Annotated in this window: 12 protein-coding genes and 1 pseudogene; 8 read left to right on the top strand and 5 right to left on the bottom strand. The window is 59.4% G+C overall.

All coding sequences use genetic code 11. The features are described from left to right. Nucleotides 1-3: 3 nt before the first annotated feature. Genes ON14_RS02710 through ON14_RS02700 form a run of 3 tightly spaced genes read left to right on the top strand, consistent with a single transcriptional unit; the run spans nucleotide 4 to nucleotide 3,268 of the window. Nucleotides 4-819, top strand: coding sequence for an SDR family NAD(P)-dependent oxidoreductase (locus tag ON14_RS02710; protein ID WP_010202962.1), 816 nt, complete (start codon nucleotides 4-6; stop codon nucleotides 817-819). Continuing rightward, nucleotides 816-1,511 carry a lysophospholipid acyltransferase family protein gene (locus tag ON14_RS02705; RefSeq protein ID WP_010202961.1) on the top strand — a complete coding sequence of 232 codons (696 nt, stop codon included), beginning with the start codon at nucleotides 816-818 and terminating at the stop codon, nucleotides 1,509-1,511. Before ON14_RS02710 ends, ON14_RS02705 begins: the two co-directional genes overlap by 4 nt. After that, the gene (locus ON14_RS02700) at nucleotides 1,508-3,268 is read left to right on the top strand and encodes an FAD-binding oxidoreductase (protein WP_010202959.1); all 1,761 of its coding nucleotides are present in this window, start codon (nucleotides 1,508-1,510) and stop codon (nucleotides 3,266-3,268) included. Before ON14_RS02705 ends, ON14_RS02700 begins: the two co-directional genes overlap by 4 nt. Here the strand turns inward: ON14_RS02700 and ON14_RS02695 are convergent. Together ON14_RS02695 and ON14_RS02690 are read right to left on the bottom strand one after the other, a co-directional pair. After that, nucleotides 3,252-3,491 (bottom strand): hypothetical protein, encoded by a 240-nt coding sequence (locus ON14_RS02695; protein WP_010202958.1) that lies wholly within the window; start codon nucleotides 3,489-3,491, stop codon nucleotides 3,252-3,254. The genes ON14_RS02700 and ON14_RS02695 overlap by 17 nt on opposite strands. Beyond that, on the bottom strand, nucleotides 3,485-4,963 hold the full coding sequence (locus ON14_RS02690; RefSeq protein WP_010202956.1) for an SDR family oxidoreductase: 1,479 nt from the start codon (nucleotides 4,961-4,963) through the stop codon (nucleotides 3,485-3,487). Before ON14_RS02690 ends, ON14_RS02695 begins: the two co-directional genes overlap by 7 nt. A gap of 85 nt (nucleotides 4,964-5,048) precedes the next feature. On the opposite strand from ON14_RS02690, the gene ON14_RS02685 reads away from it, so the two are divergent. The 3 genes and pseudogenes from ON14_RS02685 (at nucleotide 5,049) to ON14_RS02675 (ending at nucleotide 9,965) form a co-directional block, all read left to right on the top strand. After that, complete coding sequence (locus ON14_RS02685; protein ID WP_010202954.1) at nucleotides 5,049-5,942, top strand: EamA family transporter; 894 nt, start codon at nucleotides 5,049-5,051, stop codon at nucleotides 5,940-5,942. A gap of 40 nt (nucleotides 5,943-5,982) precedes the next feature. Then, a pseudogene (locus ON14_RS02680) lies at nucleotides 5,983-8,531 on the top strand (DEAD/DEAH box helicase). Between the two features lie 48 nt (nucleotides 8,532-8,579). Continuing rightward, a complete protein-coding gene (locus tag ON14_RS02675) occupies nucleotides 8,580-9,965 on the top strand; it encodes an MFS transporter (RefSeq protein ID WP_010202952.1) in 1,386 nt (461 codons plus the stop codon). 3 nt (nucleotides 9,966-9,968) lie between these two features. Here the strand turns inward: ON14_RS02675 and ON14_RS02670 are convergent, their stop codons facing one another. Beyond that, nucleotides 9,969-10,793 carry a UbiA family prenyltransferase gene (locus ON14_RS02670; RefSeq protein ID WP_026037490.1) on the bottom strand — a complete coding sequence of 275 codons (825 nt, stop codon included), beginning with the start codon at nucleotides 10,791-10,793 and terminating at the stop codon, nucleotides 9,969-9,971. 68 nt (nucleotides 10,794-10,861) lie between these two features. On the opposite strand from ON14_RS02670, the gene ON14_RS02665 reads away from it, so the two are divergent. Together ON14_RS02665 and ON14_RS02660 are read left to right on the top strand one after the other, a co-directional pair. Beyond that, nucleotides 10,862-11,332 carry a hypothetical protein gene (locus ON14_RS02665; RefSeq protein ID WP_202800888.1) on the top strand — a complete coding sequence of 157 codons (471 nt, stop codon included), beginning with the start codon at nucleotides 10,862-10,864 and terminating at the stop codon, nucleotides 11,330-11,332. Between the two features lie 32 nt (nucleotides 11,333-11,364). Continuing rightward, a complete protein-coding gene (locus tag ON14_RS02660; RefSeq protein ID WP_010202945.1) occupies nucleotides 11,365-12,555 on the top strand; it encodes a glycoside hydrolase family 3 N-terminal domain-containing protein in 1,191 nt (396 codons plus the stop codon). A gap of 33 nt (nucleotides 12,556-12,588) precedes the next feature. Here the strand turns inward: ON14_RS02660 and ON14_RS02655 are convergent, their stop codons facing one another. Together ON14_RS02655 and ON14_RS02650 are read right to left on the bottom strand one after the other, a co-directional pair. Beyond that, nucleotides 12,589-13,632 carry an FUSC family protein gene (locus tag ON14_RS02655; protein WP_010202944.1) on the bottom strand — a complete coding sequence of 348 codons (1,044 nt, stop codon included), beginning with the start codon at nucleotides 13,630-13,632 and terminating at the stop codon, nucleotides 12,589-12,591. Beyond that, nucleotides 13,629-15,425, bottom strand: a complete 1,797-nt coding sequence (locus tag ON14_RS02650; protein WP_010202943.1) for a glycoside hydrolase family 15 protein — start codon at nucleotides 15,423-15,425, stop codon at nucleotides 13,629-13,631. Before ON14_RS02650 ends, ON14_RS02655 begins: the two co-directional genes overlap by 4 nt. Nucleotides 15,426-15,440: the final 15 nt, after the last annotated feature.

Below are 15,440 nucleotides of genomic sequence, written 5' to 3'. Positions count from 1 at the left end.
GACATGGCAACAGCGCTAATCACCGGTGGAACTTCAGGCATTGGTGCGGAATTTGCGCGACAACTTGCCCAGAGCGGCCTCGACCTCGTGTTGGTTGCCCGCAATGAAAGCCGTCTCGCCGAAACCGCAGAAGCATTGCATGCACAATTTGGCATCGCCGTAGAAACCATCAGTGCTGACCTAGCCCTCCGCGACGACGTAATGCGAGTTGCGACACGACTCACCAACGCTGACCGTCCCATTGACCTGTTCATCAATAACGCTGGCTTTGGAGTGCACGCCCGGTTGACCGGCGCAGATGTTGCGAGCGTCCACGAACATGCCTTCGACGTTATGTGTCGGGCAGTGCTCATTCTCGCGGGAACCGCCGGCCGAGCCATGCGAGAACGAGGCAGCGGCGCGATCATCAACGTGTCGAGCATTGCCGGCCTCGTAACGATGGGCTCATACTCAGCGATCAAAGCGTGGGTTGCGTCATACAGCCAAGGGCTTGCGGTAGAACTTCGGGGTACAGGCGTTACCGTCACGGCGCTGATGCCGGGCTGGGTCGTCACCGAATTCCACGAACGGGCGGGCATCCGCACCGGTTCCATTCCGTCCTTTATGTGGATTGACGCAGCGACCCTCGTGAAGGGTGCGCTGCGGGATGCGGCGCGAGGCAAAGTCGTTTCCATACCTACTGTTCGGTACCGAGTCGTCGGATGGTTTGCTCGACATTTGCCATTGCGCACTAATCGTTGGATTTCCGCCAAAATTTCTTCAAGCCGAAGTGACGAGGGCTCCGAACCTCATGGTGTGAAAGACGCGACCACCACATGACCCGGAACTTTGACCGATTCACCTCGCCGACCATGGCCGGGGCGAGATTCGTAGCGCAACGCGGCCTGCTCAAACCACTGGTGTGGTCGCTCGTGCGCGTCGAGATTAGAGGGCTCAAGCACCTCGAAGATCACGACGGTCCGTTCATCGCTGTTGCCAACCACTCAAGCCATCTGGATGCACCGCTCATTATTGGGGCGCTACCTCGACAGCGATCTCGCTACCTCGCCGCCGGGGCAGCCGCCGACTACTTCTTTGAAGTGTGGTGGCGCAAATGGTTGACCACTCTCTTTTTCAATGCCTTCGCGATCGAACGCAACGCTGAAGGAAAAAGGGCAGGTGCCTCGCGGGCGCTACTTGAGCGCGGCGTGCCATTGCTGATTTTTCCCGAGGGCGGTCGCACTCGAGAGGGAGTGCTCACGCGGTTCAAGCCCGGCGCCGCAGCACTGTCGATTAACACGTCAGTGCCCTGCTTGCCCATCGCCCTCGTCGGCGCCACCACAGCAATGCCGCGCGGCGTCAACTGGCCCAAACCGGGCCGCTTGCCCGTCACGATAGTCTTTGGCGAGCTACAGCACCGCCGTGAGTCAGAAACCTCCGAAGCTTTCTCGGCCCGACTTGCTGAGATCGTGCGTCAACTGCATGAAACCGTTCAACCTATGCCCAGCGCTACCCCGAAGGGAACGAAATGACCTCTGTCAAACACATGAAGTGGTGGGGTTGGGGCAACGAAGGGGTGGGTTTTCACCACGAAGATAAGCCCGGTTTTGCGCCGTTCGTGGAGTACGCTGTTGGTCTCGATCTCGGCTCAGCGACTCGCGCAGGAGAGCCATCGTTCGACGAGCTCAACGTTCCTCGGAGCAAAGCAACTGCTGCGTTTATCAAGCAATTGGCGGCCATTGTTGGCGACAGCAACGTCACTATCGATGACATGGTGCGCGTCATCCACACGTACGGCAAGAGCCTTCGCGACCTCGTGCGAATTCGCAGCAACGCCATCAAGCGCAGCCCTGACGTCGTTATCTACCCTGCCGACGAAGCTGAAGTGCAAGCGATTGTGGATGCCGCAGTCGCAGCTAATGCAGTCATTATCCCTTTCGGTGGCGGCAGCAACATTGCGGGCAGCCTCGAGCCGATGCCCGAAGAAAAGCGCGTCGTAATTTCGCTCGACCTCGGACGGCTACGCAAAGTCGTGGCAGTCGATGCTGATTCTGGTCTCGCCCGAATTCAGGCGGGCGCTCAAGGCCCTGACCTCGAAGAACAACTCAATGCTCGAGGCTGGACCATCGGGCACTTCCCCGACAGCTTCACGCACTCCACCGTTGGTGGTTGGGTAGCGACACGGTCCTCCGGCATGCAATCAGACAAGTACGGCGACATCGCTGACATCACTCGAGGGCTTCGCGTAGTTCGCCCCGGCGGCATGCTCGTTCTGCGACCATTGCCAAGCACATCGAGCGGACCAAGCGTGCGCGAAATGATCCTGGGCAGCGAAGGACGACTTGGTGTCATCACCGAAGTCACCGTCCAGGTGCACCGCATTCCCGCTAAGCGCGACGTGTTTGCTTACTTCTTCCCTAACTGGAAATCAGGAATTGCCGCGATGCAGGCAATCTCAGAATCGGATGCCGCACCATCCATCACCCGAATTTCTGATGCAAAAGAGACCGGCTTCTCGCTCGCGACCAGCAAATCGCGCAGCGGATTCAGCAAATTCACCGCAGACACCGCACTGCCCAAATTAATGACCGCGAAGGGCTGGAACCTCGACGACATTTGTCTCTCGTTTATCGGCTTTGAAGGAAGCGTCTCTCACGCCAAAGGTCAGAAGAAGCTTGTCGACAAGATTGTGAGCAAGCACGGCGGAATGGGGGTGGGCAAGGGCCCAGGCATCCTCTACGACCAGAAAAAGTTCGACACCCCCTACCTGCGCGACTTCCTGCTCGACATGGGTGCTGCCGGAGACGTATCGGAGACCGCGACGCCGTGGTCATCAGTAGTGAAGCTGCACTCGGCAGCCCACAAGGCAGCCCAAGACGCCTACGATTCGCTCGGCACCAAAGGGTGGATCATGTCGCACATGTCCCACTCCTACCATTCGGGCGCGTGTCTCTACTTCACGTTCGCGTTCACTTTTGGCGACAACCCCTTGGGAGAGTACGACACCGTGAAGCGTGCCATTCAGCAGTCATTCGTTGACAACGACGGCACCATCTCGCATCACCACGGCGTCGGCCTTGAACACTCACCGTGGCTCGAACAGGACATCTCCACCGAAGGCGTCAAAGTCATGCAGGGGTTGTTCGATTCGGCAGATCCCGCGCACAACTTCAACCCCGGAAAAGTTACGCCCGCCGGTGGTGTCACGGTCGCAGCGAAAGCAGCGCCTGCGAAGAGCGGTGTAGCGGCGAAGAAGGCCCCAGCGAAGAAGGCTACTCCGAAGAAGTAGCGCGAGGCCGAGGCGCGGGTGGTGGCGGAATCTCTTTTGCCGCAATCACCTTCGCCAGCTCGATCGTTTCGAGTCCACGCTTGGTTGCGACGACGCAGTGCGTGTCGTCCGCGAGGTGAAAGTAGCCGAGAGAGTCGGTCGCGCGCCCGTCGTCAATGAGGTGACGTACAACGACACGAGTTCCACTCGTGGTGCTCTTCAGAAACTCTGCCGGGGTCACCATGAGCTCTTGTCGTAGTCCTTGAGGAAGATGCCGTACAGGTCTTCGCCGTCTTCGCCACGCACAATGGGGTCGTAGACGCGGGCCGCACCATCGACAAGGTCGAGCGGCGCATGAAATCCTTCTTCGGCCAACCGCACCTTGGTGGGGTGGGGGCGTTCATCCGTGATCCAGCCGGTGTCGACGCTCGTCATCAGGATGCCGTCGCTCTCAAACATTTCTCGTGAACTGGTGCGGGTGAGCATGTTTACGGCGGCTTTGGCCATATTGGTGTGCGGATGCCCGGGGCCCTTGTAACCGCGGCCGAACACGCCTTCCATCGCTGACACATTCACAATGTATTTGCGGCGCCCCGAAGCTGCGGCCATTGAGGGGCGCAGCATCGAGATCAATACGAACGGGGCGGTCGTGTTGGCCAGCTGCACTTCGAGCATCTCAAGCGGGTCAACCTGATCGACGTGTTGGGTCCACGAATTGATCGAATCTAGATCGGGCACAAGCCCACCAGCGTCGATCGCGGTTCCCGCAGCGAGCCGTTCGAGCGAGCTCGAGCCTGCCGTCATCGCCTGCTCGGTGAGTTCTTCTGCTCGAGTCGCTGCAGCAGCCAGGATCGGATGCGCCGAAACCGACTGTGCCAATGCTTGAGGGTGCGGATCATTGGTGTGCCCGAAGGTGACGAGCTCGGGCCGAGGGCCATCAGGCAGCGGTGCAAGCTCGCCGTCGACGAGGGGCTGGTAAGCACCGGGGGAGCGGCGCACCGTCTGGGTGGCGTTGTTGATGAGGATGTCGAGTGGGCCCTGCGCGGCGACCGATTCTGCGAGCCCGATGACCTGAGCGGGATCGCGGAGGTCGATTCCCACAACGCGAAGGCGGTGCAGCCAGTCTGACGAATCGGGAAGACTCGAGAAGCGACGAACGGCATCGCGCGGAAAGCGGGTCGTGATTGTGGTGTGAGCGCCATCCCGCAATAGACGCAGCGCAATGTACATGCCGATCTTTGCGCGGCCACCGGTGAGGAGGGCGCGTTTGCCGGTGAGGTCAGTGCGAGCATCGCGTTTGGCATGGTTGAAGGCCGCGCAGCGTGGACAGAGCTGGTGGTAGAACGAGTCAACGGTTGTATACGACTGCTTGCAGATGTAGCAGGGGCGTGCCTTGATGAGTTCGCCGGCAGACGGCGCCGTTGTTGTCGTCGAAATCGGGATGCCCCGAGTCTCGTCGTCGATTCGATCTGCCGCCCCCGTTGCGGTTGCGGCGATCACTTGACGGTCGGCATCCGCAATCGTGGCGCGCTTTTCAAGACGGCGCTCTTTCTTGACTGCTTTGAACATTGCGGCCGTAGCGCGGCGCACGGTAACGAAGTCGGGGTGCTCGTCATCGATCTCGGCCATCTGGCGCAAAACTTTGAGGGTCGTTTCAAGTTCCAACGGATCGAGGCCGCTCGGGCCGAGTTCGGGGGAGTCGCTTGAATTGAGCACACCAGATTCTACCCGCGAGCACGGCGCGCGTTGCTCCGACCGCATCAGAGCCCTTGGGGGTGGCGAGGCGCTCTAAGCTGGCGGAATGATCGTCAGTGTCGTCCTCGCGCTTGCTGGCTCGCTCTTTTACGGAGTCTCTGATTTTTTCGGCGGGTTGAGCACTCGGCGACTGCGTGTTGTCCCCGCGACCACAATCATCCACGTTTTCGCCACGCTCGCGCTTCTGGCGGTTATGCCATTCGTTGTTGTTCGTTGGGAGACCGGCGCCCTTATTTGGGGTGCAGCAGCAGGAGTTAGCGCCATCCTTGGCCTGCTCGCTTTTTATGCGGCGCTTGCTGACGGACCGATGAGCCTAGTGGCGCCCCTCATCGCTGTGGTCGGGGCTGTGGTGCCTGTTGCGTTTGCCGTGGTCACAGGGGAACAGCTTCCCGTTCAGGCCTGGGTCGCAATTGCGCTTGCTCTCGTGAGCGCCCTGCTGGTTTCGGTGACGAGATCGGATGCGGCTGTGCGAGTGCGCCCTCGCACCGTTGTTGTTGGTGTGATTTCGGGGATTAGTTTAGGAACGGCCCTGATTTCGCTCGATCGTTCCCCAGCATCTGCGGGGTTGGCCACGGCGATCGTAGAGATTGCGGTTGGGCTGACGGTGATGCTCATTGTGCTCGCCGCCACTAGGACGAGTGCGTCAGTTCGACGCTTCTTTGCGCAATTCGATCATCAGCCCGAGGGCGGGCCAGTGGTGAGTGTCGGTCGTGCTCGCGTGCTTGCAGCGACGGGCGGCGTGCTGGTCGGCGCGTCAAACGCCTTCATTCTTTTTGCGCTCCAGAGCGGAAGTTTGGCTGTCGTCTCCGTTCTCGTCAGTCTCTACCCCCTGGCAACAATCGTTCTTGCTCGGTTTACGCTTCACGAACGCGTCACACCGTTTCAACTTGTGGGGATGGGGCTCGCCCTAGTGGCCTCGGTAATGTTGGCCCTGAGCTAGTTGGCCGCAGCCACCCCTGTCACCCAGCTACGGTTGAACAATGCCCTCACTCTTGGATGCGCTTCCGACGCCCTTTGACGCAGACGCAACCTATGACGCTTTCGTGGGGTGGGCATCCGATCGCGGTCTCAGCCTGTATCCCGCTCAGGATGAAGCGGTTATCGAGCTGGTTTCGGGGGCAAATGTCATCTTGTCGACGCCGACGGGAACAGGCAAGTCACTCGTTGCTATTGCTGCACACGCGATCGCTTTGGCGCAGGGGCAGCGCACGTTTTACACGGCACCGATCAAAGCGCTGGTGAGCGAAAAGTTCTTTGCTCTTGTCGAAATCTTCGGCGCCCAGAACGTCGGAATGGTGACGGGGGATTCTTCGGTGAACGCCGACGCTCCGATCATTTGTTGCACGGCCGAGATCCTCGCGAATCTGGCTTTGCGTGAGGGGGCAGAGGCGAGAGTCGATCAAGTAGTGATGGATGAGTTCCACTTCTATGCTGACCCGGACCGCGGGTGGGCCTGGCAGGTGCCGCTGCTGATTCTGCCGAACGTACAGTTTTTGTTGATGTCGGCGACGCTCGGTGACATGCAACCCTTGGCGGATGATCTCAGCCGTCGTACGGGTCGTGAAACCAGCCTGATCACTGGCGTCGAGCGCCCTGTTCCCTTGCACTATTCGTGGGCGATCACGCCGATCCACGAGACCGTCGAAGATTTGCTTTCGACAGGTCAAGCCCCGATCTACATTGTGCATTTCTCGCAAGCTGCCGCTCTCGAAAGGGCTCAAGCGATGACCAGCATCAAGGTCGTCACTCGCGAGCAGCGCGACAAGATCGCGGAAGCGATTGGCGACTTTAGGTTTACGACAGTGTTCGGAAAAACTCTGTCACGCCTCATCCGGTCGGGCATCGGGGTTCACCACGCCGGCATGCTGCCCAAATACCGACGACTCGTTGAGCAGCTCGCGCAACAGGGTTTGCTGCGCGTTATCTGCGGCACCGATACTCTCGGGGTTGGCATCAATGTGCCCATCCGAACGGTATTGCTGACCCAGCTCACTAAGTACGACGGAACCCGGATGCGTCAACTCACCGCACGCGAGTTTCACCAGATCGCCGGTCGTGCCGGTCGCGCCGGGTTCGACACCGCCGGAACGGTCGTCGCTCAAGCGCCTGAGCATGAGTCTGAGAACGCCAAAATGGTGGCGAAAGCGGGCGACGACCCGAAGAAGCTGCGCAAACTCGTGCGCAAAAAAGCGCCCGATGGGTTTGTCACCTGGAACGAAGCAAGTTTCGAACGAATGATTGCCGCCGAGCCTGAACTGCTCACGAGCAATATGCAATGAATCACGCCATGATCCTCAACGTGATCGCTCGCGGTGGAGATGTCTTCTCGAACGTGCGCCACTTAGTCGAAGACAACCATGAGCCGCGCCAGAGCCAACGCGAGCTCGCCCGTCAGGCACTCGCGATCTACCGAACCCTGCGCACCGCAGAAATTGTCGAAGAACACCGCGTTTCAGACACTCTGATAGTGGATGGCGAAGAGGTAGAAAGCTTCGACGAACGCGTCGAGATTCGGCTCACCGTTGATCTTCAAGCTAACTTTGCGCTCAATCAGCCGCTGTCACCTTTTGCTGTCGCGTCCTTCGACTTGCTCGACAAAGAGTCACCGACGTACGCCCTTGACATGATCTCGGTGTTGGAAGCGACGCTCGATAATCCTCGACCGATCCTCTCGCAACAGCAGTTCATGGCGCGGGGCGAAGCCGTGGCCGCGATGAAGGCGGAGGGCATCGAGTACGACCAACGTATGGAACTGCTCGAGGAGGTCACCTGGCCGAAGCCGCTCGAAGAATTGCTCGGTGCCGCATTCGAAATGTACAGCGCCAGTCAGCCCTGGATCGGGGACTTCGAGCTCAACCCCAAAACTGTCGTTCGCGATCTGTATGAGCGGGCCATGACGTTTGCCGACTTCGTGGGGTTCTACGGGCTGGCGCGCAGCGAAGGGCTGGTGCTGCGCTACTTGTCTGACGCGTATCGGGCAACCCGTCAAACGATCCCGGACGACGCTAAAACCGACGAACTCCTTGACCTCATTGAATGGCTGGGCGAACTTGTTCGCCAGGTCGACTCCAGTCTCATCGATGAGTGGGAGGCCATGACAAACGGGGCAGACAGCGCAACCAGTGGTGAGCCCGTATTGCCGCCGACCCCGGCATCCGTGGTCACTAATGCTCGGGCGTTCCGGGTGTTGGTGCGCAATGAGATGTTCCGCCGGGTTCAGCTTGCCGCTCGCGATGATGCGGTGGCGCTGGGGGAGTTGGATGCTGCAGCTGGCTTTGATGAGGAGGCGTGGGGCGAGGCGCTCGATCGCTACTTTGCAGAGCACGACAGTATGTCGACGGCGGGGGATGCTCGCGGTCCGTCGATGATTGCGATTACCGAACTGCCGGGTTCATGGCAGGTGCGGCAGATCATTGCTGACCCGGCAGAAAACCATGATTGGGCGATTACGGCGTCGGTCGATCTCGTGGAATCTGCCGCTGAAGGCATCGCTGTTGTGCGGGTGTCGGGGTTTGACCGCCTCGATTAATGGTCTTTCTGGACATAAAACGTCGCTACTGGGGTGTTGTATAGGAACGTGACTAGAGACCAACGACTCATTCTGACCATCGCGATTTTGGCGTCTTTCGTGGCCTTTCTTGATGGCTCAGTTATCAATGTTGCTTTGCCCGCGATTCGCGACGAACTCGGCGGTGGACTGAGTACCCAGCAGTGGGTCGTCGACGCCTACCTCATCACTTTGGGCTCCCTCATCTTGCTTGCCGGATCGTTGTCTGACGTTTTCGGTCGCATCGTTATCCTCAGAACCGGCCTGATCGCATTTGGGGTGGTGTCGCTGCTGATTGCGGTAGCGCCAACAGCGGAGCTCGTGATTGTGTTGCGCGGATTTCAGGGCGTCGCTGGTGCGCTGTTGGTGCCGAGCTCTCTTGCTCTCATCATGTCGACGTTTCGAGGGTCGGCTCAAGCTCGCGCCATCGGCCAGTGGACGGCGTGGACGAGCGCCGCGTTCATCATCGGTCCACTCTTGGGTGGCATTTTTGTTGACTTGATCAGCTGGCGGCTCGTCTTTGCCATCAACGTGTTGCCCATTGCGGTAACCATGTGGTTGTTGGTTGTGCTCGGACACAAAGACGAACGCAAGAAAAATACTCGCATTGACTATCTCGGAGCGGTTCTCGGAATTGTTGGTCTCGGTGGCCCCGTTTTCGCTCTCATTGAGCAGGGAAATTATGGCTGGGACAGCCCGGCCGTATTTGTGCCGTTGGTCGTTGGCGTTCTGAGCTTGGCGGCGTTCATTTGGTGGCAGAAGCGTGCTCCCCACCCGATGTTGCCGCTTGAACTATTCCGCCAACGAAACTTCAGCATGGGCAATATTGCCACTCTGTTTATCTATGGTGGGTTGGCGCTCGGTGGCTTCATCGTGGTCGTCTATCTGCAGGAGGTTGCTGGTTTTGGCGCGACTCAGGCAGCGTTGGCCTTCCTGCCTTCGTCGATCGCCATCATTGTGCTGTCGTCCTATTTCGGCGGCTTGAGCGGCAAGTTCGGTCCACGCATTTTCATGACGCTTGGTCCGGTGTTGGCGAGTATCGGCTATGTGACCTTCCTCTCGATGCAGGAGAGCGTTAATTACTTCACGCAGGTCTTGCCGGGGGTGCTGCTGTTTTCGCTCGGGATGTCGATGACGGTCGCTCCGCTGACCTCAGCAATTTTGGGCGCAATTTCGGCGCCGCAGGCCGGGATCGGGTCCGCTGTCAACAACGCTGTATCTCGAATTGCCGGTTTGATCTCGGTCGCGCTTATCGGCGTAATCGTCGTTGGCACGTTAACCGTCGATAACTTTCACCGGGTGATAATTCTCACGGCAGCGCTGCTTTTCACTGGAGGCGTTGTGTCGTTCCTAGGCATTCGCAATCCAACACCTGCGTCCGACGACTCGGCAGTGAGCACTCCGCCCTTGGCGTAGTGCTCACGCGGATAACCGTGGAGCAGAGATCAGCAGTAGGGCCACGTTGATCAATGCCGCGGCGATGGTTATCCGAAACAGGATCCGTTTCATTGTGTTGCGAATGACCAGCACCACACTGGTGAGTGCTAATACAATCCCGAGCGTGAGCCCAATGAGCCCGACGATAGTGACATCGGCTTGTGGCCCAAATACGATGGCCGTGGATGCCGCGACCAGACTGACCGCGATAATAATCCCCGACGTGAGCGCACCCAGCCGGTGGGGGAGCCCGCGCACCCCGGTAGCGCTGTCATCGTCAAGGTCAGGAAGCACATTGCTGAAGTGTGCGGCGATTCCCAGTAGAGCACCGGCAGCGAGGGCCCAGCCGTGCGCCAATCGTGGAGGATCGGCGGCCAGCGTGACGATGGCGGGAAGGGCACCAAAACCCACGATGTACGGAACTACCGAGATGACGGTGGATTTGAGGCCCAGATTGTAAAGCCAACCGCTGGCCAGAAATAGTGCCTGAGCGATCGCCGCGAGCGGCCCCAGGGTGAGCGACAGGGCGATGGCGCTGACGGCCGCGACAATTGCCACGGTAGCTACGGTCGCGGGGCTAATCTCTTCGCCGGCAATCGGCTTATCGCGGCGACCATTGCGTCGATCACGTTCGGCATCGAGCCAATCATTCGAGAGCCCAACCGACAGTTGATTGCAGAGAATCATCACCGTGACGATGGCCACTTTCAGCGGGCCGAGACCGACCCCGACTGCCAGCGCCGCAGAAATAATGGTCACCGCAATGCTCGGCCCAGGATGGGATGACCGCAGAAGGGCGTGAAGCATGCGGTAAGAATAACGCGCCACGACCCTCAAATCGCGGACTCTCAGGCGCAGTGTCCTATGTTGATCACGTGAGTGAAGTTTTTGATGCCGCGGTGCTTGCCGCCAGGCTGCCCGGCACGTGGAGTGTTGCGGCGACCAATTTTCCGATGTGGCTTGATGGTCGACGCCACAATCCGGAATTTGCCTACGAGACTATCGATGGCGACGAGTTGATGTTCGCTGACACGGTGAGTTATACGACTGCCGACGGTGAACCGAAAACGATTCTGGGAACGGACCGTTTGCGCGGGGACGAATTCGTGTGGCGGGGTCAGGGGTTGCTCAAGCTTGTCAAGAGTCGGTGGCAAGTGGTCGGTGCAGACGATGCGTTCGATATCGCCGTCATCCGCTTCTCGCGTTCTCGTTTGTCGCCAGCAGGAATTGACGTGATCGTGCGTAAAAACGCTGACGTTCCCGCCGTTCGCTCGACAGTCGCTCATGCTACCGATCAGTTCGGAATCAGTGCCGAAGATTTCGCTTCTCTCACCTGGCTTTTCTGAGCCCTCGTTCTTCAGCCCGGTACGATCGCAAGATGGCAATTTTGCGACGGGCCCTTGCCGCTGCGGTCGTCGTTGCGCTTTCGCCAGCATTGCTTGGCTGCAGCGGTGGCTCCCCGCCCCCGGTTGTTCCGGCGCCAACCTTTGTGCCGCGGTCTGAGCCGCGAACTATCGACCCGGCTGTTGATTATGCCCACGATCGCCTCGCCACCATGACGATTGCGCAAAAAGTGATGAGCATGCTCATGGTGCACGTTCCCGGTACTCAACCCGCGGCGACCGTACCGGCGTCGTATGACGGCGTCGGTGGCTTTATCTTGATGAGCGACAATATTCCCGGTTCTCTAGCGGAATTGAGCGCTCAGACTGCGGCGCTGAGCGGCGAAACAGGTTTACCGGCGCTCATCGCCACCGATCAAGAGGGTGGGATCGTAAGGCGCGTCCCTGGCGATGACTGGCCGTCTGCTTCCCAACTACGGTTGGAAACTCCGCAAGCAAGCTTCGATGCGTTTGCTCAACGCGGCGCCTTGCTCGAGTCGGTGGGGGTGTCGGTGAACTTTGGCATCGTCGCCGATATCGCCAGTGATCGCTCAAGCTTCATCTATGAACGGTCGCTCGGTGCAACGGGGGAGGATGCCGCAGCGCGTGTTACCGAGGCTGTTGCCGGAGAGTTTCCGATCCTCTCCACTCTGAAACACTTCCCGGGGCATGGAGTTGCTCCCGGCGATTCGCACTCAAGCATCCCGACGTCATCGATCTCGTTGGCGGACTGGAACGCTACCCATGCTCTGCCGTTTGAAGCAGGAATCGATGCTGGCGCGCCTTTCGTGATGTTTGGGCATCTCGCTTTAACCGCAGTCGATCCTGAGCCGGCAACATTTTCACCGCGGTGGCACGAGATTCTGCGTGACGATCTTGGTTTTGACGGCATTGCCATTACCGATGACATGGGAATGCTGGAGCGTTCCGGGGTGCCAGAGTATGCAGATCAGGTGAAGAATGCGGTGCGTGCTATTGAGGCAGGCAACACGATGCTGCTCTACGTTGGCGAGGTCGATGCGCCCGGAGTCGTAGCCGCGGTAACCCAGGCCATCACCGACGGTGAAATCGATGAGACTGCGATCGACGAGGCAACGCTCAGACTGCTGACCCTTCGCCGCACTTTGTCGGGGGAGACGGGGCGGTTTGTGCACTGTTCAGAGGAGTGTGCCGCGATCTCGCAGTAGTCGCCCCACTCTGGTGGATCATAGCGGTGTCTGCTAGCCGTTATCCGAGTCCCCGACGATCACTTCGTGCACTCGGCGCGCGTCTTCGAGTAGTGATCCGATGAGAATCCAGTGTTGCGGATGCGGCGTCAGCACGGTCAACGGAGCAGTCAGCGTGAGCAGTTCCCGCGTCGGTCGCTCAGACTCGCGTTCGTCGGGCGCGCGGCCACGCAATCGCAAATCGTGCGCGGCACGCTCAAGTTCGCGTGCAATCGAGATCACCACGGGATCATCCATGAGATTGGTGTCGTAGCGGTCGTGAATGGCGCGCGCCATACCGAGAGTGCGGGTGACGAGCACTGTCAAGATATCGAACAGTTCTGTCTCGCGGCGCAGCATCCGATGATGTTTGCTTCGTCGAGGGTTGAGAGTGAGACTGTTGGCACCTTGGCGAAGCGCTGTCGATGCGGCATCGCGCAAATCACGCAGCAGCCGAGCGTCGTCGAGCAGTTTTCGCAGTTCCGCGTCTGACTGCGGCGTTGTGAGCGCCCGGGCGAGGGACTCCAACACGGTGGCCGTTTTCTTGGTGAGGGAGGCTACCGCGACGCGTGCCGGGCTCACGAAAACGGGGGCCACAATTGCGAGGTTGACGATCAATCCGATCAGCGCACCAATGATGGTTTCGACGATTCGTTCGACCGCATAGCCGGCGTTCTGCCCGCCCAAGGCCAGGACAAGCATCGCGCTGATGGGGATTTGGTTTGCCGAACCTGCGCTCAATCGCAAAGCCCACGCCACGAGCACCGAGATGATGATGACGCTCAGGATGACCCAGCTCTGATCGCCAAAAAGCTGTCCGGCTCCGAGGGCGATGACGACTCCGGCGACGACGCCAATACTGCGTTCTATGCCCTTCTCAATCGACTGAGTGACGCTGGGCTGAACCACCAACAGCGCAGCAATCGCGGCAAAGATAGGCAACGGCTGCTGAAGTGCAAGGCTGGCGACAACCCACGCAATGACAGCGGCGACCGAAGTCTTAACTACCTGCAGTAATGGCGAACGACGCGCAATAATGAGCGTCGTTACTAGCTTCACTTACCGCTCTTTACTTTCGATATCGCATCGGCCGCGCGCACGAGAGCAAGGTGGCTGAGCGCTTGCGGTGTGTTACCCGCTTGGCGTTCATTGACGGTGTCGTATTCCTCGCTAATGAGCCCAACATCGTTGGCGAATCCAACGAGTCGGTCCATCAGCACGATTGCATCAGCTACCCGACCGGAGCCCGCGTACTGCTCGACAAGCCAGAAGGAGCAGGCGAGAAACGGGTTTTCGCCTTCGGGCAGACCATCCACGCCAGACTCCGTGCGGTATCGCAACACAAGTCCGTCGGCAAGAAGCTCTTCTTCGATGGCGGCAACGGTTCCCAACATGCGGGGGTCGTCTGCGGCAAGGTAGCCAACTTGGGGAAGCTGCAGCAGTGAGGCGTCAACGCCGGTCCCGCCGTAGTACTGCGTGTACGTTCCGCGTTCAGCATCCCAGCCGTCGCGTTCAATTTCCGCGTGAATCTCTGCCCGAATCTTGATCCAGTTTTCGACCGGACCTTCGAGGCCGAACTCTTCCACAGCGGTGATTGCGCAGTCCATGGCCGCCCACAGCATTACGCGTGAGTGGGTGAAGTGGCGTTCGGGGCCACGGATCTCCCAGATGCCATTATCTGGGCGATTCCAGTTGTCTTCCACGAAAGTCATGAGGGCGCGCTGAAGCGGCCACGAGAAGTCGTTTTCGTGCACACCGGAGCGGCGAGCGGCCTGCAGCGCGACCATGACTTCGCCGAATACGTCGCCCTGAAACTGGTTAAATGCTCCATTGCCGATTCGAACCGGACCGGCCCCTTCGTAACCGGGAAGCGAATCAAGTTCGCGCTCTTCTAGCCAACGTTCCCCCGAGAGGCCGTACATGATTTGAACGTCGGCCGGGTCGCCAGCAATAGCGCGCAAAAGCCACCGGCGCCATGCTTCGGCTTCGGCGATGTAGCCGTGATCGAGCAGCACGTGAAGCGTGAGCGCAGCGTCGCGAAGCCAGACGTAACGGTAATCCCAGTTGCGGCTGCCGCCGAACCATTCCGGCAGGCTTGTTGTTGCTGCGGCAACGATGCCGCCAGTGTCTTCGTGGGTCAGCGCGCGAAGCACCAAGAGAGAGCGCTTCACGATTTCTGGATACTGCTCCGTAGGTTCGCAATGCGAGGCCCAGTTGTTCCACCATTCGCTGGTGTGAGCGAGCACATCGTCGACGTTCACTGCGGCAGGAGGGTTGCGATGCGCCGGGTACCAGGTCATCGTCAGGTCGCGGGTCTCACCGGCGCTGATCATGAAGTTTGCGGTGTGCTTGTGGTCTGCGGAGTGGAGCTCGATGCCGCGTGCCACGATCGCGTCCGGTCCGGCTACGCCGATAACAGCGTGACCGCCGGCCTCGGGTGCTTGGCGCAACCATGGCAAGGCTGTGGCATAGCCGAAGCGAATGAGAAGCTCAGTGTGCATCGCTACGGTTCCGCGTACTCCACGGATACGGCGCACGACATCCGCGCGACGGTTTCCGTAGGGCATGAAGTCGATTACTTCGACTTCGCCTTCGTCGGTGACCCACGTTGTGACGAGAATGAACGTGTTTTCGCGATACTTGCGAGTGACAGTGACATTTGCTGAGTCATACAGGCTCGCAATCGGGGCTACAAGCCAGCGACCGTGGTCTTCATTGCCGAGCAACGCTCCGAACATCGATGCGGAGTCGAATCGCGGAAAACACAGCCAGTCGATGCTTCCATCGCGGCCAACAAGGGCTGCTGTCTGGCAGTCGCCGATAAGTGCATAGTCTTCGATTGGTAGCGCCATGACTCAATCATTGCA

Origin of the sequence: Salinibacterium sp. PAMC 21357 (assembly GCF_000247645.1) — a bacterium.
GTDB lineage: Bacteria > Actinomycetota > Actinomycetes > Actinomycetales > Microbacteriaceae > Rhodoglobus.
The sequence above is the reverse complement of the archived record's forward strand: the minus strand, read 5'-3'. Positions and strand labels throughout refer to the sequence as shown.

Coding starts and splice junctions, on each gene's coding strand:
- ON14_RS02685 (WP_010202954.1), top strand. CDS start 5,049: ATGATCGTCAGTGTCGTCCTCGCGCTTGCTGGCTCGCTCTTTTACGGA.
- ON14_RS02700 (WP_010202959.1), top strand. CDS start 1,508: ATGACCTCTGTCAAACACATGAAGTGGTGGGGTTGGGGCAACGAAGGG.
- ON14_RS02710 (WP_010202962.1), top strand. CDS start 4: ATGGCAACAGCGCTAATCACCGGTGGAACTTCAGGCATTGGTGCGGAA.
- ON14_RS02670 (WP_026037490.1), bottom strand. CDS start 10,793: ATGCTTCACGCCCTTCTGCGGTCATCCCATCCTGGGCCGAGCATTGCG.
- ON14_RS02705 (WP_010202961.1), top strand. CDS start 816: ATGACCCGGAACTTTGACCGATTCACCTCGCCGACCATGGCCGGGGCG.
- ON14_RS02650 (WP_010202943.1), bottom strand. CDS start 15,425: ATGGCGCTACCAATCGAAGACTATGCACTTATCGGCGACTGCCAGACA.
- ON14_RS02660 (WP_010202945.1), top strand. CDS start 11,365: ATGGCAATTTTGCGACGGGCCCTTGCCGCTGCGGTCGTCGTTGCGCTT.
- ON14_RS02695 (WP_010202958.1), bottom strand. CDS start 3,491: ATGGTGACCCCGGCAGAGTTTCTGAAGAGCACCACGAGTGGAACTCGT.